The 24,268-nt window shown below is 71.1% G+C and carries 18 protein-coding genes and 1 riboswitch; of the genes, 11 read left to right on the forward strand and 7 right to left on the reverse strand.

Going from position 1 to position 24,268, the window contains the following annotated elements; all coding sequences use genetic code 11:
* Positions 1-185: 185 nt before the first annotated feature.
* The 4 genes from ACGF13_RS13640 to ACGF13_RS13655 all read right to left on the reverse strand — a co-directional run bounded on the left by ACGF13_RS13640 (position 186) and on the right by ACGF13_RS13655 (position 4,956).
* Positions 186-1,739 carry a glycoside hydrolase family 3 protein gene (locus ACGF13_RS13640; RefSeq protein ID WP_392873275.1) on the reverse strand — a complete coding sequence of 518 codons (1,554 nt, stop codon included), beginning with the start codon at positions 1,737-1,739 and terminating at the stop codon, positions 186-188.
* A 6-nt stretch (positions 1,740-1,745) separates the two neighbouring features.
* A complete protein-coding gene (locus ACGF13_RS13645; protein ID WP_392873278.1) occupies positions 1,746-2,576 on the reverse strand; it encodes a carbohydrate ABC transporter permease in 831 nt (276 codons plus the stop codon).
* Positions 2,573-3,592, reverse strand: coding sequence for a carbohydrate ABC transporter permease (locus ACGF13_RS13650; protein ID WP_392873281.1), 1,020 nt, complete (start codon positions 3,590-3,592; stop codon positions 2,573-2,575). Before ACGF13_RS13650 ends, ACGF13_RS13645 begins: the two co-directional genes overlap by 4 nt.
* A gap of 92 nt (positions 3,593-3,684) precedes the next feature.
* Positions 3,685-4,956 (reverse strand): extracellular solute-binding protein, encoded by a 1,272-nt coding sequence (locus ACGF13_RS13655; RefSeq protein WP_392873284.1) that lies wholly within the window; start codon positions 4,954-4,956, stop codon positions 3,685-3,687.
* Positions 4,957-5,293: 337 nt separating this feature from the next.
* Here ACGF13_RS13655 and ACGF13_RS13660 point away from each other — a divergent pair, with 337 nt between their 5' ends.
* The 5 genes from ACGF13_RS13660 to ACGF13_RS13680 all read left to right on the forward strand — a co-directional run bounded on the left by ACGF13_RS13660 (position 5,294) and on the right by ACGF13_RS13680 (position 9,993).
* On the forward strand, positions 5,294-6,085 hold the full coding sequence (locus ACGF13_RS13660; protein WP_392873287.1) for a GntR family transcriptional regulator: 792 nt from the start codon (positions 5,294-5,296) through the stop codon (positions 6,083-6,085).
* Between the two features lie 393 nt (positions 6,086-6,478).
* The gene (locus ACGF13_RS13665) at positions 6,479-6,742 is read left to right on the forward strand and encodes a DUF3311 domain-containing protein (RefSeq protein WP_392873290.1); all 264 of its coding nucleotides are present in this window, start codon (positions 6,479-6,481) and stop codon (positions 6,740-6,742) included.
* On the forward strand, positions 6,739-8,349 hold the full coding sequence (gene mctP / locus ACGF13_RS13670; RefSeq protein ID WP_392873293.1) for a monocarboxylate uptake permease MctP: 1,611 nt from the start codon (positions 6,739-6,741) through the stop codon (positions 8,347-8,349). Before ACGF13_RS13665 ends, mctP begins: the two co-directional genes overlap by 4 nt.
* A gap of 154 nt (positions 8,350-8,503) precedes the next feature.
* The gene (locus tag ACGF13_RS13675; protein ID WP_392873296.1) at positions 8,504-9,382 is read left to right on the forward strand and encodes a histidine phosphatase family protein; all 879 of its coding nucleotides are present in this window, start codon (positions 8,504-8,506) and stop codon (positions 9,380-9,382) included.
* A 116-nt stretch (positions 9,383-9,498) separates the two neighbouring features.
* Positions 9,499-9,993 (forward strand): GNAT family N-acetyltransferase, encoded by a 495-nt coding sequence (locus ACGF13_RS13680; protein WP_392873298.1) that lies wholly within the window; start codon positions 9,499-9,501, stop codon positions 9,991-9,993.
* A 25-nt stretch (positions 9,994-10,018) separates the two neighbouring features.
* Here ACGF13_RS13680 and ACGF13_RS13685 read toward each other — a convergent pair whose 3' ends face one another.
* The 3 genes from ACGF13_RS13685 to ACGF13_RS13695 all read right to left on the reverse strand — a co-directional run bounded on the left by ACGF13_RS13685 (position 10,019) and on the right by ACGF13_RS13695 (position 14,582).
* A complete protein-coding gene (locus ACGF13_RS13685) occupies positions 10,019-11,707 on the reverse strand; it encodes an ArnT family glycosyltransferase (RefSeq protein WP_392873301.1) in 1,689 nt (562 codons plus the stop codon).
* Positions 11,708-11,890: 183 nt separating this feature from the next.
* Positions 11,891-12,979: a LamG domain-containing protein gene (locus ACGF13_RS13690; RefSeq protein ID WP_392873304.1), complete on the reverse strand. Its 1,089-nt coding sequence runs from the start codon at positions 12,977-12,979 to the stop codon at positions 11,891-11,893.
* 388 nt (positions 12,980-13,367) lie between these two features.
* Positions 13,368-14,582, reverse strand: coding sequence for a ricin-type beta-trefoil lectin domain protein (locus ACGF13_RS13695; RefSeq protein WP_392873307.1), 1,215 nt, complete (start codon positions 14,580-14,582; stop codon positions 13,368-13,370).
* Between the two features lie 435 nt (positions 14,583-15,017).
* Here ACGF13_RS13695 and ACGF13_RS13700 point away from each other — a divergent pair, with 435 nt between their 5' ends.
* From ACGF13_RS13700 to ACGF13_RS13725, 6 genes are all read left to right on the forward strand, one after another.
* Positions 15,018-16,436 carry a glycosyltransferase family 2 protein gene (locus ACGF13_RS13700; protein ID WP_392874231.1) on the forward strand — a complete coding sequence of 473 codons (1,419 nt, stop codon included), beginning with the start codon at positions 15,018-15,020 and terminating at the stop codon, positions 16,434-16,436.
* 5 nt (positions 16,437-16,441) lie between these two features.
* On the forward strand, positions 16,442-17,530 hold the full coding sequence (locus ACGF13_RS13705; protein WP_392873310.1) for a glycoside hydrolase family 26 protein: 1,089 nt from the start codon (positions 16,442-16,444) through the stop codon (positions 17,528-17,530).
* The gene (locus ACGF13_RS13710) at positions 17,527-19,191 is read left to right on the forward strand and encodes an ArnT family glycosyltransferase (RefSeq protein WP_392873313.1); all 1,665 of its coding nucleotides are present in this window, start codon (positions 17,527-17,529) and stop codon (positions 19,189-19,191) included. The genes ACGF13_RS13705 and ACGF13_RS13710 overlap by 4 nt, the downstream gene beginning before the upstream one ends.
* A 46-nt stretch (positions 19,192-19,237) precedes the next feature.
* Positions 19,238-19,397: riboswitch (cobalamin riboswitch) on the forward strand.
* Positions 19,398-19,588: 191 nt separating this feature from the next.
* Positions 19,589-21,994, forward strand: coding sequence for a ribonucleoside-diphosphate reductase subunit alpha (locus ACGF13_RS13715; RefSeq protein ID WP_392874234.1), 2,406 nt, complete (start codon positions 19,589-19,591; stop codon positions 21,992-21,994).
* A gap of 20 nt (positions 21,995-22,014) precedes the next feature.
* On the forward strand, positions 22,015-23,010 hold the full coding sequence (locus ACGF13_RS13720; protein WP_392874237.1) for a ribonucleotide-diphosphate reductase subunit beta: 996 nt from the start codon (positions 22,015-22,017) through the stop codon (positions 23,008-23,010).
* 185 nt (positions 23,011-23,195) lie between these two features.
* A complete protein-coding gene (locus tag ACGF13_RS13725; protein ID WP_392873316.1) occupies positions 23,196-24,257 on the forward strand; it encodes a ferritin-like protein in 1,062 nt (353 codons plus the stop codon).
* Positions 24,258-24,268 lie beyond the last annotated feature (11 nt).

Below are 24,268 nucleotides of genomic sequence, written 5' to 3' on the forward strand. Positions count from 1 at the left end.
GTCGCCGTTCCGTCACCCCAAGTGAATCTTAAGGTGGATTTAAGGCCTGCTTGAGGGAACACGGTCACCCGGAGGATCCGCAGGTCGACGCCCGGGAAACGGAACGGGCCCGCCATGCGACATGCGCATGACGGGCCCGTGGGCCGACGTCCCCGGACACGGCCGGTGACGCCTCGTCGGTCGGTTCAGCCGACCGCTCCCGGCTGTCCGGTGAGGACCTCCACGGCCGCCAGTCCGCAGACCCGGGCGGCGCCGTGGGTGGCGATGTGGAGGGCGCCGACCGGCTCGGACTGGGGCAGGCCCATCTCGACCACGGCGGCGTCCGGCCTGGCCGCCACCAGACGGCCCAGCGCGGCGGACATCCACGCGTGCCGGTGCGCGTCCCGGACCACCAGCACCAGGCGGCGGCCCTCGGCGCCGGCCACCAGCTCGCCGACCAGGGCGTCCAGCAGCTCCGGCGCGGCCTCGGCCGCCGACACCTCGCGGGTGCGGGTGCCGGGGAAGCGGTCGGCCAGCATGCCGGCCACGCCCCACGGGGTGACGTCGCCGACCGCGATGTTCGGCTCGTCCGAGAACGAGGCCACGTACGGGCGCTCGCTCACCGGGGGCACCACCAGGCCCGGCGCCCGGACCACCCGGAGCGCCCGGCGCGCGGCCCGCAGGCCGACCGCCAGGTCCGGCTCGATCCGCTCGCCCTGGGCCGCGATCCGGCCCCAGCTGCCCAGCGCCCGGACCCGCTCGGCGGCGTCCGCCAGCCGCTCCTCGGCGAGCCGGCCGGAGCGCACGCCCGCCACGATGGCGTCGCGCAGCATCAGCACGGTCTCCTCGTCGGCGAGCCCGCCGCCGACGCAGATCGCGTCCGCGCCGGCCGCCAGGGCCAGCACGGTGCCCTCGCCCATCCCGAAGGTGTCGGCGATGGCGCCCATCTCGATGGCGTCGCTGACGATCAGGCCCTGGTAGCCCAGGCCGCCGTCGGCCGGGGCCGCGCGCAGCAGGTCGCGCAGCACGGCCGGGCTCAGGGTGGCGGGCAGCTTCGGGTCCAGCGCCGGGATCATGATGTGGGCGGTCATCACGGCCTTGGTGCCGGCCGCGATCGCCGCCTGGAAGGGGATCAGGTCGCGGGCCCGCAGCACGTCCAGGTCGACGTCGATGACCGGCAGGCCGTGGTGCGAGTCCACCGCGGTGTCGCCGTGGCCCGGGAAGTGCTTGGAGCAGGCGGCCACGCCGGCCGACTGCAGGCCCTCGACCCAGGCGGCGGTGTGCCGGGCGCACAGCTCGGGGTCGGCGCCGAAGGAGCGGACGCCGATGACCGGGTTGCGCGGGTTGGAGTTGACGTCCGCGGTGGGCGCCCAGTTGTAGTTGACGCCGGCCGCGGCCAGCGCCCGGCCCAGCTCGCGGGCGACGTCCCGGGTCAGCGCCGGGTCGTCGATCGCGCCGAGCGCGAGGTTGCCGGGCCAGGACGAGCCGGAGCCCGCCTCCAGCCGGGTGACGTCACCGCTCTCCTCGTCGATGGCGATCAGCAGGTCGGGGTTCTCGGCGCGCAGCGCCCCGGTCAGCGCGGACAGCTGGCCGAGGTCGACCACGTTGCGGTCGAACAGCGCGACCGAGCCGAGGCCCGCGGCGAGGTGGCGGCGCAGCCACTCCGGCGGCTCGGTGCCGACGAAGCCGGGCTGGAGGACGGTCAGGGCGTCGCGGTGCAGCTGGTCGCTGTCCGGCACGGTGGGAACGAGGATGCTCACGTGGACTCAGCCCTTCACGGCGCCGTCGGTCAGTCCGTTGACCGCCTTGCGCTGCAGGAAGATGAACAGGATCAGGATCGGTACGGCGAACAGGGTCGACGCGGCCATGGTCGCGCCCCAGTCGGTGCCGAACGCGGTCTGGAACGAGGACAGCCAGAGCGGGAGGGTCTGCGCCGCCTCCTTCTTGTTCAGCATGTTGACCAGCGGGAACTCGTTCCACGCGGTGATGAAGCCGAACAGCGAGGTCGACATCAGGCCGGGAGCGAGCAGCGGGAAGATCACCTTGACGAAGGCCTGGGTGCGGGTGCAGCCGTCCACCATGGCCGACTCCTCCAGCTCCTTCGGCACGGCGGCGATGAAGCCGCGCAGCGTCCAGATCGTGAAGGGCAGCACCATCATCAGGTAGAAGGCGGTCAGCGGCACCAGGCTGTTGAGCATGTCGTTGTCGCGGACGATCAGGTACGCCGCGATGACCATGACCTCCCAGGGCGCCATCTGGGCGGCCATCACGACCAGGACGAAGCCCTTGCGGCCGCGGAAGCGCATCCGGGCGATCGCGAAGGCGGCCAGGGTGGCGATCACCAGCGAGCCGAGCACCGCGCCGACGGTGACGATCAGGCTGTTGGTGACGTACGTCCAGAAGTGCGGGACGTGCACGGCGCGGTCGAAGTGCTCGAACGTGCCGTTCAGCGGCAGGAAGACGGGGTCCCGGCTGACGATGTCCTTGTTCTGCTTGAACGCCGTCGTGAACATCCAGTAGACGGGGAACAGGAAGAAGACGAAGAGGACGACCGCGATCAGGTTCGGCCAGGTGCGTCCGATGAGCGAGCGCCTCACAGCTCGTCCTCCTGCTTGAGAATGATGCGGAAGTAGTACGCCATCAGCGCGGCCAGCATCAGGATGGTGAGCACCGCGATCGCGGAGCCGACGCCGAAGCGCTGGGAGCCGATGCCCTCGAGGAAGGCGTGCACCGGCAGGGTGCGGGTCAGGCCGTCCGGTCCGCCCTTGTTGATCAGGTAGACCTGGGTGAAGGCCTTGAACACCCAGATGACCTCCAGGAAGGTCGTGGCCAGCAGGAAGGGCTTCATGATCGGGTAGATCACCGAGGTCCAGATCTTGCCCGAGCCGGCGCCGTCCATCCGGGCGGCCTCGTAGAGCTCCTTGGGGATCGTGGTCAGGCCCGCGTACATGTTGAACGCCACGAACGGGACCGACTGCCACACGATCAGCAGGATGATCACGAAGAAGGTGGAGTACTGGCCGCCGGTCCAGTTGAAGTGGGCCATGGAGTGCCAGCCCAGCTTGTCCAGGAACCAGTTGACGACGCCGAAGTTCTGGTCGAAGAGCCAGGTGTAGACGGTGGTCGCGGCGACCACCGGCATCGCCCAGGCCAGCAGCAGGGCGACCGAGAGCGCCAGCCGCATCCACTTGCCGAGGGTGTTGAGCAGCAGGCCGATCAGCGTGCCGAACACCATGATCAGCACGACGTTGACCGCCGTGAAGATCACCGTGCGCAGGGTGATCGTCCAGAACTCCGAGCCGGTGAGCTGGTCGGTGTAGTTGCCGAAGCCGTTCCACTCGGTCAGGTGCTGGATGAACTGCCGCTTGTTGAGGTTCTGGAACGACACCACGGCCGTCTCGACCAACGGCCAGAGCAGCAGGACGAGGGTCACCGCGATGGCCGGCAGCAGCAGCAGGTACGGGGCGAACCTGGACGCCACGCCGGGCCCGTCCGACGGTCTGCCGCCCCTGCTCGGGGTGCGCTCGGCACCGGGGGTGGTGGGCGTGGACGCCACCACGGACTTCGTTGGCTCCGGGGACTGTGTCTGCACCCGTTCCGACTGCGCAGCCATCGCTCTCTCTTCCTTGCAAACCCGACCACGACGGAAGGCGCCGCCCACCGGCCCCCCCGCCGGGAGCCGGTGAGCGACGCCGCTCGACTGCCTTACTGCTTCTGGTTGAGACGCTTCGCGATCTCGTCGTCGGCCTTCTTGGCCGCGGCGGCGTAGTCGCCGGTCAGCGCCGAGGTCAGGAAGTCCTTGATCGGGTTCGGCTCGTTCTCGACATTGGTCCAGGTCGGGACGTTCGGGGTGGTCGCACCGTTGGCGGAGGCCGGCAGGGCGGCCTTGGCGAAGTCGCCGGTGACCTGGCCGTTGAGCGCGACCTTGTTCGGGATGAGGCCGGACGAGGCGACCAGGCCCTCGTTCTTGTCGCTCATGGCGATCTTCATGAAGCCCTTGGCGAGCTCGGGGTTCTTGCTCTGCTGGGCGATCGCCAGGTTCGAGCCGCCGAGGAAGACGCTGGACGGCTTGTCCGCGGTCTTGCCGGGGAGGGCGAAGAAGCCGATCTTGTCGGCCGCCAGCTCCTCGGGCTTCGGGAGCTCCCAGCCGAGGCCGATGATGGTGCCGATGTCACCCTTGGCGAAGATGTCCTTCTGCTGCGGGGTGGCCTCGTCCTTGTCCTTCGGGGCGGTGGCCGAGTAGCCCTGCAGCTTCTTGTAGGTCTCGAACGCCTTCTGGCCCTCGGGGCTCGACAGGCCGCCGACCCACTTGTCGCCGTCCTTCTTGGCGAGCTTGCCGCCCTCGCTCTGCAGCAGGCCGAAGTAGACGTACCACTCCTGGCCGGGCATGTAGAGGGCGTCGTTGACGCCGGGGACGGCCTTGACCTTGTCCAGGTCCTGGTACAGCTCGTCCAGGGTCTTCGGCGGGGCGGTGATGCCGGCCTTGGTCCAGATGTCCTTGTTGTAGGTCACCACGCGGTTGGTGAAGTACCACGGGGCGGCGTACTGCTTGCCCTCGATGATCGAGGACTCGCTCAGGTTGGCGGCCCAGTCGGCGCCGCCCAGGTCGGCCTTGTCCTTGGTGATGTCGAGCAGACCACCGGTGGCCGCGTAACCCGCGGTCTGGGTGTTGCCGATCTCCAGGACGTCCACCGAACCCTCGGAGAGGGCGGCGGTGACCTTCTGGCCGATGCCGTTCCACTTCTGGGTCTGGATCTCCAGCTTGGCACCCGGGTAGGCGGCGGCGAAGTCCGCCTTGACGCTGTCCTCCCAGCCCTTGGGGGCCGAGCCGTCCATCAGCCACACGGTGAGGGTCTTGCCGTCGTAGTTCTTGGCCGCCGAGGAGGAACCGCCCTCCTTCTTGTCGTCCGAGCCGCAAGCCGCCACGCCGACGACCATTGCTGCGACGCCGACCGCCGCGATGAGCTGACGCTTCACGCCATCCTCCTGAGGGATGCCTGGGTTGCCCCCGTCGGGCGGCAGCGGCAGACCCACACAAAGCGGGGGGAATGGTGCCGCGGACCCCTTCGAACGGGTGGGGGGATTCATAGTTACCGGCCTAGTGGTGTAGACCAGCTGCCTGGAGCTTGGCCTAGACCAATGGGCCTGTCAACGGCTGTTCGACCGATCTCGACCACCCGTTATCAAGCCGACACCGCACATCGTTCATCGCGTGATGAGGTATTCGTTCCGTAGCCATACATGCAACGATGTGAGCCGTTAACGATGTGGCGGGGTCAGTGAGGACCTCGCGAGAAGCGGGAGAACAGGTCCGATGAGCAGCGACGGGGGATCCACCGCCCAGGTCGACGACCCCGAGGTGAACAGCCTCCCGACGCAGGCCGGAACCGATCCGACCGCGCGCGTCCCCAAGTACTACGGCCTGAAGCGGCACCTGCTGCAGCTCACCGAGACCCAGCCCGCCGGCACCCCGGTGCCGCCCGAGCGAGCACTGGCCGCCCAGTTCGACACCTCGCGCACCACCGTGCGCCAGGCCCTCCAGGAGCTGGTCGTCGAGGGCCGCCTGGAGCGCATCCAGGGCAAGGGCACCTTCGTCGCCAAGCCCAAGGTCGCCCAGGCCCTCCAGCTGACCTCCTACACCGAGGACATGCGCGCCCAGGGCCTGGAGCCCGCCTCCCGGCTGATCGAGATCGGCTACATCACCGCCGACGACCGGCTCGCCCCGCTGCTCGACATCAAGCCGGGCGGCCGGGTGCTGCGGATCGAGCGCCTGCGGCTGGCCAACGGCGACCCGATGGCCATCGAGGTCGCTCACCTGTCCGCCAAGCGCTTCCCGGCCCTGCGCCGCAACCTGGCCAAGCACAACTCGCTCTACGCGGCGCTGCGCGAGGTGTACGGGGTCACCGTGGCCGAGGCCGAGGAGACCATCGAGACCACCCTGGCCAACCCGCGCGAGGCCGGCCTGCTCGGCTCCGACCTCGGCCTGCCGATGCTCCAGCTCTCCCGGCACTCCTTCGACGCCGAGGGCGAGCCGGTCGAGTGGGTCCGCTCGATCTACCGCGGCGACCGCTACAAGTTCATCACCCGGCTGAAGCGTCCGGAGTAGCCGCACTCCCCCACCGCACTTCGGGCACCGGCGCGCGCGACCCGCGCGCCGGTGCCCTTCGCGTTCCGCGACGGCTTCTCCGGGTCCCGCGCCGGCAGCGCCTTCCCGCCGTACGTGCGCCGCGTTTCCGCCACTGCTCCCGCCGCGTTTCCGCCGCACGGGGGCGGACATCGGCCGCTCGCGTCCGTCTGGTGGGAAGTTGCGTCAATTCCGGTGACATGGATCACCCCATGCTCTAGATTGCGCAGCCGTACAGACCTGACTGCCGATCACCGATGGTGCTGCTCGGCGGGCCCGTACGGCGCTCGGCGCCGACCGGGCTGCGGCGCCGACGGGGAACCCTCCGGAGCGGAGCCGAAGATGCCGTCTGATCCCCTCACCGTCGAAGATGTCATGCCCGAGCCAGCCGGGAGGCCCGTCCCGGCGGTGACGCCCGAACGGGTGCTGGCCGGTCTGGCCCTGCTCGTGCCGATCGTCGCGATGCTCTGGGTGTCCTCGTACGACAAGAGCGACCCGGCGGCGGCCGGCATGCCGTTCTTCTATTGGTACCAACTGCTCTGGGTGCCGGTGTCGGCCGTGTTCACCGTGGCCGCCTACCTGCTGATCAACCGTGACGAGAAGGCCCGCAAGGCGGCCCGGAAGGGCGGTGCGCGATGAAGGACGTCAACGTGCCGGCCCTCGTGGTCTTCGTGCTGTTCTTCGCCCTGGTCACGGTGATGGGCTTCCTCGCCTCGCGCTGGCGCCGCGCGGACAACGCGGCGCACCTGGACGAGTGGGGCCTGGGCGGGCGCAGCTTCGGCACCTGGGTGACCTGGTTCCTGCTCGGCGGCGACCTCTACACCGCGTACACCTTCGTCGCCGTCCCGGCGGCGGTGTACGCGACCGGCGCGGCCGGCTTCTTCGCGGTGCCGTACACGATCATCGCCTACCCGCTGGTCTTCCTCTTCCTGCCCCGGCTCTGGTCGGTCTCCCGGGTGCACGGCTACGTGACCCCGGCCGACTTCGTGCGCGGCCGGTACGGCTCGCGGCCGCTGTCGCTGGTGGTCGCGCTCACCGGCATCCTGGCCACCATGCCGTACATCGCCCTGCAACTCGTGGGCATCCAGGCCGTGTTGGACGTGCTGGGGGTCGGCGGCGGGGAGAACGCCAACTGGTTCGTCAAGGACCTGCCGCTGTTCATCGCCTTCGGCGTGCTGGCCGCCTACACCTACTCCTCCGGCCTGCGCGCCCCGGCGCTGATCGCCTTCGTCAAGGACGCCCTGGTCTACATCGTGATCATCGTCGCGGTGATCTACATCCCGATCCGGCTCGGCGGCTACGGGCACATCTTCGAAGCCACCGCCCAGCACTTCAAGGAGGCCAAGGCCGGCTCGCTGACCATCCCCGAGAACAAGCAGTGGACGTACGCCACGCTCGCCCTCGGCTCGGCGATGGCGCTGTTCATGTACCCGCACTCGGTGACCGGCGTGCTGGCCTCCAAGTCCCGCAACACCGTGCGCCGCAACATGGCGATCATGCCCGCCTACTCGCTGATGCTGGGCCTGCTGGCGCTGCTCGGCTTCATGGCGGTCGCGGCGGGCGTCGGCAAGGGCGTCAAGGGCTACAACTCCCAGCTGTCGGTGCCCCAGCTGTTCGCGGACATGTTCCCGGACTGGTTCACCGGCGTGGCCTTCGCCGCGATCGGCATCGGCGCGCTGGTGCCGGCCGCCATCATGTCCATCGCGGCGGCCAACCTGTTCACCCGCAACGTCTACAAGGAGTGGCTCAAGCCCGCCGCCACCCCCGCCGACGAGACCCGGATCGCCAAGCTGGTCTCGCTGCTGGTGAAGGTCGGCGCGCTGGTCTTCGTGCTCGGCATGGACAAGCAGGCCGCGATCAACCTCCAGCTGCTGGGCGGCCTGTGGATCCTGCAGACCTTCGTGTCGATCGTCGGCGGCCTGTTCACCCGCTGGTTCCACCACTGGGCGCTGTTCGCCGGCTGGGCGGCCGGCATGGTGTACGGCACCTGGGAGGCGTACGGGATCTCCAGCAAGGCCACCAAGCACTTCGGCGGCAACTCGGCCGAGATCCCCGTCATCGGCGAGATCGGCTACATCGGCCTGACCGCCTTCGCGCTCAACCTGATCGTCTCGGTGGTGCTCACCCTGGTGCTGCGGGCGGCCAAGGCACCGGAGCTCCCGGACGAGACCAAGCCGTCCGACTACAGCGCCGAAGCCGGCGACGAAGAGCCGAAGAACGCGCCGGAGCCCGTAGCGGCGCACTGATTGACGCGGTACGCGCCCTGTGATCGCGCCGCCTTCTCCGTGAACACTGGAGAAGGCGGCGCGATCATATGTATGAACAGGCGTGCACGCCGGGCACCACCAGACCGGACCGGCATCCGGCCGGGACCTGATCGACCACGGGGAGCTCGCGGCCATGGCAGAACTCGGCACCACCCTCAACGGCCAGCACCAGTCCACCCAGAGCCAGCACCACCACGCCACCACGCAGGGCCAGCACGGCACCGCCCCGGGCCAGCACGGCACCGGCCACGGCCCGCACGCCGGCGGTCACGGGCAGCACGCCGCCGCCCACCGCCCGCCGACGGCCGGCCGGCTGCCGTCCGTACTGATCGCCACCCGGCACGGGGAGTCCACCGCCAACGTCGAGTTCCAGCTCGCCGAGGCCGTCGGCGCCCTCAGCGTCCCGATCAGCTGCCGCGACGCCGACATCCCGCTGTCACTGAACGGCCGGCGGCAGGCCCAGGCGCTCGGCCACTGGTGGGCCGCTCTGCCCAGCGCCGACCGCCCGCGCAGCGTCTGGTGCTCGCCGTACGTGCGCACCGCCGAAACCGCCCGGATCGCGCTCGCCCAGGCCGCCGGGCTCGGCGCCGTCCCGGTCACCCTGGCCGTCCGCTACGACGAGCGGCTGCGCGACCGCGAACTCGGCGTCCTGGAGATGCTGCCCAAGGCCGCGATCGAGGCCAAGCACCCGGAGGAGGCGGCCCGGCGGCGCAAGATGGGCGAGCTGTACTACCGCCCGCCGGGCGGCGAGTCCTGGGCCGACGTCGCGCTGCGGGTGCGCAGCCTGCTGCGGGACCTCTGCGAGGAGGAGGCCGGACGGCCCGTCCTGCTGGTCGCCCACGACTGCACGGTGCTGATGCTCCGCTACGCGCTGGACCGGCTCACCGAGGACCAGCTCACCGCGCTCGGGCCGGTGCACAACTGCTCCACCAGCCTCTGGCGGGCCCAGGACGGGCGGCTGCGGCCGGACGGCTGGAACGGGGTCGGGCACCTGGCGTTCGGGGAGGACTGACGGCCGCCCTCCCCGGCGGGCCTCCCGGCCGCCCGCCCTGCCACCCGCCCTGCCGCCCACCGGGTCCGTTCGACCCCGCAGAACCGCCCCGCACCGGGCTCCGGCACACTGGCCCGATGGACTTCCTCATCCGCCAGGCCCTCCCCGAGGACCTCGCCGACGCCGGCCGGATCACCGTCGAGGCCTTCGTCGGCGACGGTTTCACCAACCCCACGGGCAGCTACGTCGAGCTGCTGCGCGACTCGGAGCGCCGGGCCCGGGAGGCCGAGCTGCTGGTCGCCGTCGACGCGGCCGGAGCCGGGGTCCTCGGCTGCGTGACCTTCGCCGTCGGCGGCACCGAGTGGGCGGACATCGCCACCCCGCGGGAGGGCGAGATCCGGATGCTCGCCACCGCCCCCGCCGCCCGCGGCCGCGGCGTCGGCGAGGCCCTGGTCCGCGCCGCCGTCACCCGCAGCCACGAACTCGGCCTGGCCGGCATGGCCTTCTCCACCCGCCCGGAGATGACCACCGCCCACCGCGTCTACGAGCGAATAGGCTTCCGCCGCACGCCCGAGCGGGACTGGGCCCCGTACCCGGGAATGGACCTGATGGTCTACACCATGGCGTTCTGAGCGGGCGGCCCGCCCTGAACGTCCGTCACGGCTTCTTGTCGTACCCGGGCGCGACGTAGACGGTGTACCGGCCATGCTTCCCGCTCGTCACCACGGTGACCACCCGGTACCCGGCGGCCTTCAGGGTGGGCTGGATCGCCCTGTCGATGGCCGCGGTCTGGGTGAAGTCCAGGACCACGACCTTCCACTCGTGGGCCTGGATGCCGGCCTGGATCGCGGGCACCCCGTTCTGCATCTCACCGGTGGCCGGGTCCCGGCGGAAGACGGCCACCAGGTCGTGCCACTGCTGCCAGTTGGTCTGCTTGCGCAGGTAGTACGCGGGGACGTTGTAGTTCTCGACCAGGTACCGGTCCTCACCCTTGACGATGTACGGCTCCAGGGCGGCCACGAACTCCTTCGAGTTCGACCACTCGCCGTACATCTCGCGGCCCTGGGCCGAGCCCACCCAAGCCAGCGGGCCGACCACCAGGACGGCGGCCGCCACCCCGGCCACCAGGTGCAGACGGCCCTTCAGCCAGAGCACCGTACGGGCCAGGAGCAGGCCCGCCACAATGCAGGAGAACCAGGCGCCGAAGTCGACGTGCTTCTGCAGGGACAGCCAGGTGTGGATGCGGATCTGGTTCACCGGCGCCATCAGTCCGGCCAGCAGCAGGAGCAGCGCCAGCCAGAACCCTGGCCAGTCCGCACCGCCGCGCCGCCGCGCCCGCACCAGCTGCACCAGCACCCCGGCCAGCGCGACCACCAGCAGCGGGCCGACCCAGCGGGCGGCCTCCGAGGCCACGTAGGAGTACGAGTCGTGGCCCGGGGCGCGCTTGAGCGTGGTGTGGTTGAAGCCGTTGACGTACTTCTCGCCGGCCGCCAGCGCCGCCGCGCCGACCGCCACCACGAAGGTCAGCAGCACCAGCAGCCCGCGCCGCCAGGCCTCCCAGCGACGCAGCGACCCGCGCGGCCCGGCCAGCACCGCGATGCCGCACACCACCGGCACCCACAGCAGCGCGGCGTACTTGGTGGCGCCGGCCAGGGCCAGCAGCAGCCCGGAGGCGACCAGGCTCGGGTGGCCGCCGCCCGTGGTCAGCCGCACCGCGAAGTACCCGGCCCAGGCGAGGACCGCCAGCGCCATCGCGTCGTAGGTGGCCAGGCCGCCGAGGAACTGGGTGGGGCCGAGCGCGACGAAGGCCGTCGCCGCGCAGAACGCCGCGAGCGATCCGTACAGCCGCCGGGTGGCCAGGTGAACGGCGACGGTGGCGGAGAGCATGAACGCCAGGCTCAGCAGCCGGGCGCCGTTCAGCCCGCCGAGGAAGTCCGCGACGGCCACCACCACCGGGTAGATCAGCGGGGAGCCGGAGAAGAAGGTCTCGTACGTCGCAACTGGGGTGCCGTGTCGCAGGTGCGCGATCTCCTGGTAGCCCGCGTAGATGTAGGTGCCTTCGTCGATGAAGGCGGTGTTGCTGAGGATCAGGTGGTAAGAGAGCGCCGCCTGGATCAGCAGCACTGCGGCCAGCGGCAGCCAGTCGGCCCGCAGCGCCGGCCGGGCCGGGTGCGGCACCCTTGGCAGCCCGGGCTTGCGGCGGCGCCGGTCGGCCGCCGGGTAGGCCTGCGCCGCCCCGGTCGCCGTCCGGTCGCGCGCGCCGAGCGCCGCCCCGGCCGGCCTGGCCCCGCCGAGGACGGGCTTGCGGGTGGACTCGGGCCGGATCCAGCGGCCGTCCGCGCTCATCAGTACTGCTCCTCATCTGGGACTTCGCATCCGGACGGACCCTGAGCCCGCGTCCCGGGGCGCGATTCGGCCGCCGCCCCACACTGCCGGGGACGGCGGCCGGACGTTCACGAGGGCCGGTCGGCCCTGCGGCGGCTCCTGCGGGTCGTGCTCACCGGACCACGGGACCCGCCCCCGGCAGGCTCAGCCGCCGAGCCAGGCCGCGATCGGCGCGATGGACGGCGGCGAGCTCGGGCCGGCCACGATCTTGACGATGTCGGCCTCCGGCAGCACCTGGTCCCACACCTGGATGTCCGCGACGGCACCGTGCCAGGGGTCGGCCCACTGCGAGTTGGAGCTCAGCCGGCCGACCTGCAGGGAGTTGGTGCCGCTCGGCTGCACCCCGGCGGACTTGGCCGAGGACTGCGGAGCACCGTTGACGTACAGCGTGAGCTGGCCCGACGGGTCGTCGTACACGCCGGTCAGCAGCACCCACTGGTTGACCGTCGCGTCGCCCTTGGACCAGGCGATCACCGAACCGCCGCCCGGCACCTGGACCTTGAAGTACCACTGGTCGTGCCCGTTGTTGCCGGCCCGGCCCAGCGAGTACGAGTAGTACTGGCCGTCGCCCTGGCTGACCGCGCTGCGGTTGCCGTTGGGCACGTCGACCAGCACCCGCGCGGAGACGGTGAAGCTCTTGTTCACGTCGATGACCGAGGTGGACGTCGAGGCGAACGAGTCCTGGCCGCTGGGCAGTTTGAGGACCTGCCCGGAAAAGCCGGCCATCGTCCCCTGCTTGGCGTCGGCCCCCAGGTTGAGCGCGGCCGAGCCCTTCTTGGCGGGCAGCGAGCCGACGGTCGGCGGGCTGTCGATGCCCTTGACCGGCGGTGCGCTCACCGGCGGGCTCGACGGACCGGGGGACGTCGGTCCGGGCTTGTCGGGGCCCTGGGCCACCGGCTCCTTCTCCTTGCCGTGCTGGAGGTACCAGTACCCGCCGCCACCGGCGGCGGCCACCACGACCACGGCGGTCACCACGCCGATCAGCTTGAGCCGACGGCCGCGCTTGGCGGACTGCTCGTTCTGCTCGGCCAGCGCCGCCCAGTCCGGTGTGCTGGACTGGGCGACCGGCAGGCCGGACGGAGGGACCGGCGGCTGGAAGCCGCCCTGCTGCTGCCAGTGCGCCACGGGCTGGGCCGGCTGCGCGCCCGGCGGGAAGGGCTGCCCGCCGACCGGCGGGCCGGGCTGCGGCATCGGCGCCTGCGGCTGGACGGGCTGTCCCTGCTGCGGCGTCACCGGGCCTGGCTGCGGCATCACCGGGCCTGGCTGCACCGGCCCCGGCGCCAGCGGAGCCGGTCCCCCGCCCGACTGCGGAACCGGCGGCACCGGCTGCGCGGCCGGATGCGGCGTCGGCTGCTGAGGCTGCGCGGGCGCGGCAGGCGGCGGCCCGTAACCGGACGCGGGGCCGAAGGCTCCGCTCGGGGACTGCGGTGGCACACCGGTGGCCGGAGCGGCCCCCCCGGCCGGTGCCTGCTGCGGTGGCGTGGGGGGCTGGCCCGGCTCGCCACTCGGTACCGGTCGATCGCTCATGGCCCGAATGCTAGGGCATCCACCCCGCCACGCCCATGGGGGGTGCGCGGACGAAACGTCAGCGCGGCGGCGGTTTCCCGTGGGCGACGCCGACTCACGCGACTCCGTTGTACGGCAGCTTCCAGCGCTGCGAGACGGTGTCCGCGCACGGTCTCAGGAGCACCGGCGTGCCGTCCGCGAGCGCACCGCCCGCGGTGCCCAGGCACAGCCCGCTGTCCTGGTGCTTCAGCCGCTGCCCGGGGGCGGTGGCCCAGCGCTGCGCGGTACCGCCGGTGCACTCGGCCAGCGTCACCGAGGTGCGGTCGGCGGCCGGTGCCAGGCAGGCCGCTCCCCCGCGCAGCGAACCGTCGTTGCCCACCGTCCACCCGGTCGAGACGGCCTGGTCGCCGCAGGATCCGACGGTCACCGGCGCCCCGGCGATCCCGCCGCCGTGCCGCAGGCAGATCCCCGGAGCGCCCGCCGGGACCTCGCCCGCCGGCAGGCCGACCCGGTTGTGGAAGGCGAAGGAGTTGCTGCGCAGGCCGGTCCCGCCGCTCCAGACCTCGAAACCCGCCTGCACCCGACACAGGTAGGAGCCCTTGGGGACGTACCCGCGCGCCATGGCGTCGGCGGTGAACAGCCGCAGGTTGAGGCCACGGGTGGTGTGGGTCGGTGCCGTGCGGACGTAGCTGATCACACTGTGCGGGCCGGTGATCGGCGCCTGGTAGACGTGGTAGCTGGCGTCGCCGAACGGCAGGGCGTCCGACACCTTGTCACCGGCGGGCCGCACGTTGTCGGTGGCGTCCAGCCAGATCATCACCTCGGCGCTCTCCCCCGGGAGGCAGTTGTCCGGACTGGAGCCGTACCAGAGGTCGAAGGAGAGGTTGAAGGAGCCGCTCACCCGGCCATTGGCGTCCCAGTCGGCGGTGGCGTCGCCGAGGGCGCTGACCGGCACCGGCAGTCCGCTCGCGCCCGGCGCGGTGGACACGTTGGGGTAGGCGCCCGGGGCGAGCGGGTTCCTCGGGACGAAGTCATCGGTCCGGGACAGCGAGAACCCGCTCTCCCCGACCGGGTCCACGCAGACCGTGCCGGCGGTGTTCCACGGGTTCGGTTCGAGGATCTTGGCGCCGCCGTCCAACGCCAGCTTGGGGAACGGCTCCTGCGCGGTCGAGCAGAGACCCGGCCCGGACGCCGTCGTCGTGGCGGCCGGCGGCTCCACCGCCCCGACCTCGCCACTGCACCCGGCCAGCAACGCGGCGACCGCACCGAACGCGGCGACCGCCCGCAGGCCCCGCGCCACGCGCCCGGCCGTGCCGTCCTCGATGATCATCACTCTTCCCCGACCCGTTCTCGACCGTCGAGCGGACAACCGTACACAAGCGCTCCGGCCGCACCCCCGTCCACATCACGATCGGAACTCGATATCGGTTCCGGACGACCGACCGAAGAGGGGGGAGCGAACTCCGAGCGATCGGTCCCGTACGATCCTGGCGTCCCCTGGTGCCCGAGCGACAACGGCCGCCGTACGGGGACGGTTCAGACTCAGTACGGCTTCGGGGGAGTAGAGCACGTGACTGTCACCGAGAGCGCGCGACTCGCGGGAGGCGGTCAGCCGCCGGTCTCACGACGCCGGAGCCGGCGCGACCCGGCCGCCCGCAACCGGTGGGGCCTGCTCCCCCAACCTCCGGACAACACCGAGAAGTACCTCTACGCCCGCACCAACCTGTGGGTGCTGACCTGCTTCTCCCTCATCAGCTTCGTCTGCATGGTGGCCAGCGAGATCGGGCTGCTGAGCGCGACGCCGTGGTTCCTCTTCTTCATACCGCCGCTCGCCTTCACCATCGTCTACTACCTGATCTCCCGTTGGGTCCACGGCTTCAACGAGACGTTCGACCTGTCGGCCCACCGCGCCCTGGTCAAGTCGTGGCAGCCCGAGCACTACCCGACCGTCGACATCTTCCTGCCCGTCGCCGGCGAGCCGATCGAGGTGCTGCACAACACCTGGACCCACGTGGCCCGGCTGCGCGACCAGTACCCGGGCGAGGTCACTCCGTACGTCCTCGACGACAGCAACAGCCCGCAGCTCGCGCAGATGGCCGTCGACTTCGAGTTCGTCTACGGCACCCGCGACAAGCTCGGCTGGTTCAAGAAGGCCGGCAACCTCCAGTTCGGCTTCCGCAACTCCGACAGCGACTACATCCTCATCCTGGACGCCGACTTCGCGCCCCGACCGGACCTGCTGAACGAGATGCTCCCCTACATGGAGGCCAACCCGCGCCTCGGCATCGTCCAGTCCCCGCAGTTCTTCCGCATCCTCGACTCGCAGAACTGGATCGAACGCGGCGCCGGCGCCGTCCAGGAGCTGTTCTACCGGACCGTCCAGGTCTCCCGGCAACGCAACGACGGCGCGATCTGCGTGGGCAGTTGTGCGGTCTACCGACGCGCGGCGCTGGAGGAGAACGGCGGCACCACCCTGATCGGCCACTCCGAGGACGTGCACACCGGCTTCGACCTGCGCCGCCTGGGCTGGGACCTCCAGTACGTACCCGTCGCACTGGCCACCGGCGTCTGCCCGGACAACGTCGGCGGCTTCTTCAACCAGCAGTACCGCTGGTGCACCGGCTCGATGAGCCTGCTCGGCAGCAGGAAGTTCTGGCGGACCAAACTGCGGCCGGTCACCCGGGCCTGCTACCTGTCCGGCTTCTTCTACTACATCCACACGGCGCTGTTCACCGTCGTCTCCCCCCTCATACCGATCGTCCTGCTGCTCGCCCGCCCCGACCTGATCCGCTGGGAGAACACCGCGCTGGTGCTGCCCGGCCTGATCTACGCGACGATCGTCTTCCCGCTCTGGCACCGCAACCCCTACCGGCTGGAGGCCTGGGCCGCCCGCATGATGTACGGCTGGGCGCACGTCTTCGCCATCTGGGACATCGTGCGCCGCAACCGGATGGCCTGGCAGCCGACCGGCTCCAGCGGCGCCAAGAGGAACAAGACCCGCCGGTTCTGGATCGGCGTCATCGTCTGGGGCGGCGGAACGGCCCTGCTCTGGGTACTGCTGAGCATCTGGCGGATGCTCACCATGGGCCCCCTGAACTTCGCCCTCGTCCTCGCCTCCGGCCTCTTCTACGCCACCATCGTGGGCCGGGTCCTCGTCCAGCCGCGCCCCACGGAAGCAGTGTGATCGCCATGACCGCCCCCCTCCGGCGGGCCTGCCGACTCCGTCGCCGGCTGGCGCTCCCGCTGCTGACCGCCGCCGGCCTGCTGCTCGTCACCGCGTGCGGCCCCGAGGACCCCGGCTTCGCGATGCAGAAGGACCTCGCCCAGGCCGCCCCCGCCGCTGCCGCCGCGCCCCCCGGTGCCACCGGCAGCGCCGCACCGGCGGCGCCCGCCCGGCCCAAGGCCCTGCCGGCCGGCGTCCCGTACGACGTCACGCCGCTGCTCAAGCCGAGCCACAAGTACCTCGGCGCCGCCCTGCCCGACGTCCCCGCCACGATGGACGCGCTGCCCGGCTACAGTTCCGCGATCGGCAAGCAGCCCAACGTCCTGGAGTACTACGCCCACTGGAAGGGCGGCTTCGACACCGCCGGCGTGCGCCGGATCCACGAGGCCGGAGCACTGCCCTTCATGGCCTGGGAGCCGCACGACCGCTCGCTCGCCTCGATCGCGGCCGGCGACACCGACGACTACGTGCGCGGCGTCGCCAAGGCCGTCGCCAAGCTCAACCTGCCGATCGCCATCAGCATCGCCCACGAGATGAATGGCGACTGGTACCCGTGGGGCCGTCAGGCCACCACCCCCCAGGACTTCGTGGCCGCCTGGCGCCACGTCCACGACCTCTTCGACCAGGCCGGCGCCACCAACGTGATCTGGGTCTGGAGCCCCAACATCACCGACCCCGCGCCCAACACCCGCCTGGCGCCGTACTACCCCGGCGACACCTACGTCGACTGGGCCGGCATGACCGGCTACTTCACCCGCACCGGGCCGAAGACCTTCGAGACCCTCTACGGGCCGACCATGGCCGAGATCCGCACCTTCTCCGACAAGCCCTTCTTCATCAGCGAGACCGCCTCCGAGCAGGGCAAGCGCCAGCACGCGGACATCGACCAGCTGTTCTCCGGGCTGGAGGCGCACGACGACATCGTCGGCTTCGTCTGGTTCAACATCGTCAAGCGGGCGGACTGGCGGGTCGAGGCCGTCCCGGACACCCTCGCCGCGTTCAAGCAGCGCGTGTCCGACCCCCGTTACGGCTTCGACATCCGGAACCCCCGATGAACACTGAATCCGACTTCCCTCCCGCCCCACACGGCCGCTCCGCCCACGGCCGGACCACCGAACCGGAGCCCGACCCCGCCGGGCCCCGCGCGGCCGTGGCGGTGGACAACCCCGACGGCGTCGAGCTCGCCCCGTACACCATCCCGCGGGTCCCCGCGATCGGCTGGGACCCGGGCGCCAGCCCCCGCCGCCGCCGGATCGCCCTCGGCCTGCTGGGCGCCGTCCTGACCGTCCAGGCCGCGCTCTCGCTGCGCCTGCTGGGCGCCGCACACCCCGACGAGGCCGCCGCCATGGTCGCCGGGCGCCAGCAGCTGGCCCACCTCCTGCACGGCACCCCCGTCACCACCGACCTGCTCGACCGGGTGCACGGCTCACCCTGGCTCTACCCACCACTGGCCGGCGCCGCCGCCGACGCCAACGGAATCTGGGGCACCCGGCTGCTCAGCCTCGGCTTCGCGCTGCTCACCACCGTCCTGCTGTACTCGCTGACCCGGAGGCTGTTCAACGAGCGGGTCGCCATCTGCGCGATCGCCGTGTACGCCGTCCTCCAGTCCACCGTCGTGGTCGGCTTCTACGCCGCGCCCGAGTCCCTCGCCGTCCTGCTGGTCGCCCTCGCGGCCTGGACCACGGTGTTCACCGCGAGACGCCATCCGGCCCTGGCCCTGCTCGCCGCCCCGCCCACGGCGCTGGCCTGCGCCGTGGCCTACTCCGCGGCCTTCGCCGTCCCCGCTCTGGTGGCCCTCGCCTTCGCCTGCGCCCGGCCGTACCGCCGGGTCGGCCCGGCCGGCCTGCGCGCGCTGCTGGCGGCCGTCGGCACCCTCGTCCTGCTGCTCCCGTACGGCACCCTCGGCAAGGTCGCCGGGTGGTCACCCTCGCGCGGCAACGCCCCCGGCTCGGCCAGCTCGATCCTGCTCGCCACGCTCCAGTGGGCGGGCCTCTTCACCGTCCTCGCGGTAGCCGGCACCATCGCCTACGCGCGCCGCGAACAGATGAACGAGCACGACGCGCCGGAGAAGGACGCCGTCCCCACCACCCGGGGCCCGCGCGCCCTGCTCGGGGCCGCCCTGACCGTCACCGCCCTGCTGATCCCCGCCGCCCACCTGTGGACCGGCACGTCCGGCGCGCTGTTCCGCCACCTCGGCTACGGCATGCTGCTCGCCGCCCCGCTCGCCGGGGTCGGCCTGACCCGACTGGTCGGCGCCCACTTCCGCCATCCCCAGCTCGGCATCCTGGTCTGGGTCGCCCTGCTCGCCCTCGGCCTGGAACAGTCCGCCCTGCGCTACCAGAACGGGCCCGACTCCGGCCGCCTGCTGGCCGTCCTGGCGGCCCACACGCAGCCCCAGGGCCGCTATCTCACCGAGGTCGACGGACTCGCCGAGTACTACCTCGGCAGCGTCTCCAAGCCCGAGCAGTGGGTCTCCGCGCGCACCGGCACGGAGTACCGCGACGGGGCCGGCGTCCAGCACCACGGCGACGACGGCAGCGTGGCCGCGATCCGGGACGGCTGGTTCACGATGGTCGTCCTCGACAGCACCGCGCCAAGGGCCACGGACCGGGCCGTGAGCGAGGCCCTGACCACCGCCGGGCACTACCGGCTGGTCGCCCAATTCACGTCGTCGACCGGCGATTCGAGTACGTACAAGGTCTATCTCAAGCACTGACCAGCCGCCCGTCCCACGCACATCCGCGACACGACAGGCACAACATATGGTGCCGCCACAGTCTGGCGGCACTACATGTATGCTCGCTTCTGCTGTCGATGCAGGGGAACCCGGTGCGAATCCGGGACTGCCCCGCAGCGGTGTGCGGGCGGCTCCAGCAGCCGTACCCGCGAGTCCGATGACCTGCCGGCAGCGTGCGCCACGGCCCTCCCGCAGAGGCCGCGCCGGCACGAGCAGTACCCCTCCGGGCCTCGCGGGCGGGCCGGGGAGTCACCGTCGCGCGACGCCGTCTGCGTTCGTGCCGTGCTCCCCTGCCCCGATCGGCCCGGTGGCCCCCGATCACCGCCGCCGATCGCCGCCAGGAGAGAGCGCCTTGACCACCGCCGCCTCAGCCACCCTGCCCACCCAGGGCACCGGTACCGCCTTCACCGACCCGACGGTCTCCGACCCCGGCGGCGCCCTGCTGCGGCTGCTCACCGACCGCAGCACCGACCTCACCGAGGTCGACCCCGGCCATGTCGCCGCCGCCGCGCTGCGCGGCCGCCACGCCGGCTCGGACTTCGCCGAGCTGCGCGGGCTGGCCGTGGACGCCGCCGCATCGATGATCGCCGAGGACCCCCAGTACTCGAAGCTGGCCGCCCGCCTGCTCGCCCTGGAGATCGTCGACGAGGCGAACAGCCAGGGCTCGGTGTCCTTCTCCGCCTCGATCGCCGTCGGCCACACCGAGGGCCTGATCGGCGACACCACCGCGGACTTCGTCGCCAAGCACGCCGCCGCCCTGGACGCGCTGATCGACACCACCGGCGACGACCGCTTCGAGTACTTCGGTCTGCGCACCGTGCAGTCCCGCTACCTGCTGCGCCACCCGATCACCCGCAAGGTGATCGAGACCCCGCAGCACTTCCTGCTCCGCGTCGCCTGTGGCCTGGCGGTCGGCGACAGCGAGCAGTCGGTGCGCGAGGTGGCCGAGCTGTACGGCCTGATGAGCCGCCTGGAGTACCTGACCTCCTCGCCGACGCTCTTCAACTCCGGCACCCGGCACCCGCAGATGTCGAGCTGCTACCTGCTCGACTCGCCGCTGGACAACCTGGACTCGATCTACAACCGCTACGCGCAGATCGCCCGCCTCTCCAAGCACGCCGGCGGCATCGGCCTGTCCTACTCGCGCATCCGCTCGCGCGGCAGCCTGATCCGCGGCACCAACGGCAAGTCCAACGGCATCGTGCCGTTCCTGCGCACCCTCGACTCCTCCGTCGCCGCCGTCAACCAGGGCGGCCGCCGCAAGGGCGCGGCCTGCGTCTACCTGGAGACCTGGCACGCCGACATCGAGGAGTTCCTGGAGCTCCGCGACAACACCGGCGAAGAGGCCCGCCGCACCCACAACCTCAACCTGGCGCACTGGATCCCGGACGAGTTCATGCGCCGGGTCAACGCCAACGAGGACTGGTCGCTGTTCTCCCCGGCCGACGTGCCGGAGCTGGTCGACCTGTGGGGCGCCGACTTCGACGAGGCCTACCGCAAGGCCGAGCAGGCCGGCAAGGCCGTCCGCACCATCCCGGCGCAGACCCTGTACGCCCGCATGATGCGCACCCTGGCGCAGACCGGCAACGGCTGGATGACCTTCAAGGACGCCTCCAACCGCGCCGCCAACCAGACCGCCCTGCCGGGCCGCACGGTGCACTCCTCCAACCTGTGCACCGAGATCCTGGAGGTCACGGACGACTCCGAGACCGCCGTCTGCAACCTGGGCTCGGTCAACCTGGGCGCCCACGTCGCCGCCGGCGCCTCGGCCGACGACCTGATCGGCGCGATGGACTGGCAGCGGCTGGACGCCACCGTGCGCACCGCCGTCACCTTCCTCGACCGCGTGGTGGACATCAACTTCTACCCGACCACCGAGGCCGGGACGTCCAACTCCCGCTGGCGCCCGGTCGGCCTCGGCGTGATGGGCCTCCAGGACGTCTTCTTCAAGCTGCGGATCGACTTCGACTCGGCCGAGGCCAAGACCCTCTCCACCCTCATCGCCGAGCGCATCATGCTCACCGCGTACGAGCGCTCCGCCGACCTGGCCGAGCAGCTCGGCCGCCACGAGGCGTACGGCGAGACCCGCGCCGCCCGCGGCGAGCTGCACATCGACCACTTCCCGACGGCCGCCCCGCAGTGGGCCGACCGCTGGACGGCGCTGCGCGCCCGGATCGCCGAGACCGGCCTGCGCAACTCGCTGCTGCTGGCCATCGCGCCGACCGCGACCATCGCCTCCATCGCCGGCGTGTACGAGTGCATCGAGCCGCAGGTGTCCAACCTGTTCAAGCGCGAGACGCTGTCCGGCGAGTTCCTCCAGGTCAACCCGTACCTGGTGCGCGAGCTCAAGGAGCTCGGCGTCTGGGACCAGCAGACCCGCGACGCCCTGCGCGACGCCAACGGGTCCGTCCAGGAGCTGAACTGGCTGCCGGCCGAGGTGCGGTCGCTGTACCGCACGGCCTGGGAGCTGCCGCAGCGCGCCCTGATCGACCTGGCCGCGGCCCGCATGCCGTACCTGGACCAGAGCCAGTCCCTGAACCTGTTCATGGCGGCGCCGACCATCGGCAAGCTCAGCTCGATGTACGCCTACGCGTGGAAGGTCGGTCTGAAGACCACCTACTACCTGCGTTCGCGCCCGGCCACCCGCATCGCCCAGGCCGCGTCCGGCACCGCCCGGGCCGCCGCGCCGGTGCCCGTGAACACCCCCTCCCTCACCCCGGAGCAGGAAGCCGCCATCGCCTGCTCCCTGGAGAACCCCGAGTCCTGCGAGGCCTGCCAGTGAGCACCCCTGAAGACCGCAAGATGCTGCTCGACCCCGGCTTCGAGCTGACCCTGCGCCCGATGCGCTACCCGTCGTTCTACGACCGGTACCGGGACGCCATCAAGAACACCTGGACGGTGGAGGAGGTGGACCTGCACTCCGACGTCGCCGACCTCGCCAAGCTGAGCGAGGGCGAGCGGCACATGATCGGCCGCCTCGTCGCCTTCTTCGCGACCGGTGACTCGATCGTCGCGAACAACGTGGTGCTGAGCCTCTACAAGCACATCAACTCGCCCGAGGCGCGGCTGTACCTCTCGCGGCAGCTGTTCGAAGAGGCCGTCCATGTGCAGTTCTACCTGACGCTGCTGGACACCTACCTGCCCGACCCGGAGGACCGCGCGGCCGCGTTCGCCGCCGTGGAGAACATCCCCTCCATCGCGCAGAAGGCCAAGTTCTGCTTCAAGTACATGAACGCGGTCGACCACATCGACTCGCTGCAGACCAAGGAGGACCGCCGCGCGTTCCTCCTGAACCTGATCTGCTTCGCGGCGTGCGTCGAGGGCCTGTTCTTCTACGGCGCGTTCGCCTACGTGTACTGGTTCCGCAGCCGCGGCCTGCTGCACGGCCTCGCCACCGGCACCAACTGGGTGTTCCGCGACGAGTCCATGCACATGGACTTCGCGTTCTCCGTGGTCGACACCGTCCGCGAGGAGGAGCCCGACCTCTTCGACGACGAGATGGCCAAGCAGGTCACCGAGATGCTGGAGGAGGCCGTCGAGGCCGAGCTCCAGTTCGCCCAGGACCTGTGCGGTGACGGCCTGCCCGGCATGAACACCGCCTCGATGCGCCAGTACCTGGAGGCCGTCGCCGACCAGCGCCTGGCCCGCCTGGGCCTGCCGATCCGGTACGGGTCGACGAACCCGTTCGGCTTCATGGAGCTCCAGAACGTCCAGGAGCTGACCAACTTCTTCGAGCGCCGCGTGTCGGCGTACCAGGTGGCCGTCGAGGGCTCGGTGTCCTTCGACGACGACTTCTAAAGAAGAGCGCATGACAGTGGTGCCCCGCACGGCGACAGCCCGTGCGGGGCACCACTGTCGTTTCAGGCGCCCGCTCCGCGCGCCGCCCGTCCGGATGAACTCCTCGGCCGCACCGGTGGCATGCGTCCGGGCACGGCCCGCCTCCGGCTACGGTCCGGCGCACAGCCGAGCGAAAGGGGAACACCATGGCGGCGACCGGAATCCTGGACTACGAGAGCGACGCGATCGTCCAGCTCATGAGCATGGCCGAGGGGGACTGGACCGAGCAGGAGCTCAAGGACGCGCTGCAGCGGGCGATCATGCTGGAGCTCTCCACCATCCCGCCCTACGCCACCGCGCTCTGGTCGATCACCAGCCAGGACGACTCCCAGCCCGTCCGCCACACGATCCGCGAGATCGTCTTCGACGAGATGTCGCACTTCGGCCTGGTCTGCAACATGCTCACCAGCATCGGCGGCACCGTCGTCCTCACCGACCCGGCCACCGTCCCCAAGTACCCGGGCGAGCTGCCCGGCGGGGTCAACCCGGGGCTGATCGTCTCCCTCGGCGGGCTGACCCGGGAGTCGGCGGGTCTCTTCTCCGACATCGAGAAGCCCGAGAACCCGCTCGCCTTCGCCGCCGACGGGAACACGATCGGCGCGTTCTACCAGCGGATCGCCAATGTCTTCCCGAACTTCGCCCACCTGCTGACCGGGCAGAACCAGGTGACCTTCCCGCTCGGGTCGGGCCACGGCGCCGGCAACGACATCGTCGCGATGAACACCATCGACGACGTCCTGAAGGCGATCGACATCATCCAGGCCCAGGGCGAGGGCACCACGGCCTCCCCGGACAATCCCTTCCCCGGCGCCCCGGGCGAACTCGCCCACTACTACGCGTTCAAGGAGATCGCCGTCGGCAAGAAGCTCGTGCAGAACCCGGCGACGGGGACGTTCGAGTTCACCGGCCCCGACGTGCCGCTCCCGGACACCTCGCCGGTCGCCCGGGTCCCCGCCGGCGGCTGGGCCAACGACCCCGGCAACGCGCCCGACCAGTCCACCGCCGCCCTGCTGCACGACTTCAACTCGACCTACAGCACCATGCTGACCTCCCTCGAACACGCCTGGGGCGGCAACCCGAACGAGCTCTTCACCGCGATCGGGAACATGAGCGACCTGGCCGACACCGCCCAGCGGATCAACGCCATCAAACTCCCCGCGGACCCCCGCTTCACCTACGGCCCGGAGTGGCTCTTCGTCACCGGCTGACCGCACGCGGG

It is taken from the genome of Kitasatospora sp. NPDC048286, from assembly GCF_043201735.1.
Lineage (GTDB): Bacteria > Actinomycetota > Actinomycetes > Streptomycetales > Streptomycetaceae > Kitasatospora.

Bases quoted from the DNA above. Each gene is read 5' to 3' on its own strand.
- ACGF13_RS13650 (WP_392873281.1), bottom strand. From the start codon at position 3,592: ATGGCTGCGCAGTCGGAACGGGTGCAGACACAGTCCCCGGAGCCAACG.
- ACGF13_RS13660 (WP_392873287.1), top strand. From the start codon at position 5,294: ATGAGCAGCGACGGGGGATCCACCGCCCAGGTCGACGACCCCGAGGTG.
- ACGF13_RS13665 (WP_392873290.1), top strand. From the start codon at position 6,479: ATGCCCGAGCCAGCCGGGAGGCCCGTCCCGGCGGTGACGCCCGAACGG.
- mctP (WP_392873293.1), top strand. From the start codon at position 6,739: ATGAAGGACGTCAACGTGCCGGCCCTCGTGGTCTTCGTGCTGTTCTTC.
- ACGF13_RS13675 (WP_392873296.1), top strand. From the start codon at position 8,504: ATGGCAGAACTCGGCACCACCCTCAACGGCCAGCACCAGTCCACCCAG.
- ACGF13_RS13680 (WP_392873298.1), top strand. From the start codon at position 9,499: ATGGACTTCCTCATCCGCCAGGCCCTCCCCGAGGACCTCGCCGACGCC.
- ACGF13_RS13685 (WP_392873301.1), bottom strand. From the start codon at position 11,707: ATGAGCGCGGACGGCCGCTGGATCCGGCCCGAGTCCACCCGCAAGCCC.
- ACGF13_RS13695 (WP_392873307.1), bottom strand. From the start codon at position 14,582: ATGATCATCGAGGACGGCACGGCCGGGCGCGTGGCGCGGGGCCTGCGG.
- ACGF13_RS13700 (WP_392874231.1), top strand. From the start codon at position 15,018: ATGGTGGCCAGCGAGATCGGGCTGCTGAGCGCGACGCCGTGGTTCCTC.
- ACGF13_RS13705 (WP_392873310.1), top strand. From the start codon at position 16,442: ATGACCGCCCCCCTCCGGCGGGCCTGCCGACTCCGTCGCCGGCTGGCG.
- ACGF13_RS13710 (WP_392873313.1), top strand. From the start codon at position 17,527: ATGAACACTGAATCCGACTTCCCTCCCGCCCCACACGGCCGCTCCGCC.
- ACGF13_RS13720 (WP_392874237.1), top strand. From the start codon at position 22,015: ATGCTGCTCGACCCCGGCTTCGAGCTGACCCTGCGCCCGATGCGCTAC.
- ACGF13_RS13725 (WP_392873316.1), top strand. From the start codon at position 23,196: ATGGCGGCGACCGGAATCCTGGACTACGAGAGCGACGCGATCGTCCAG.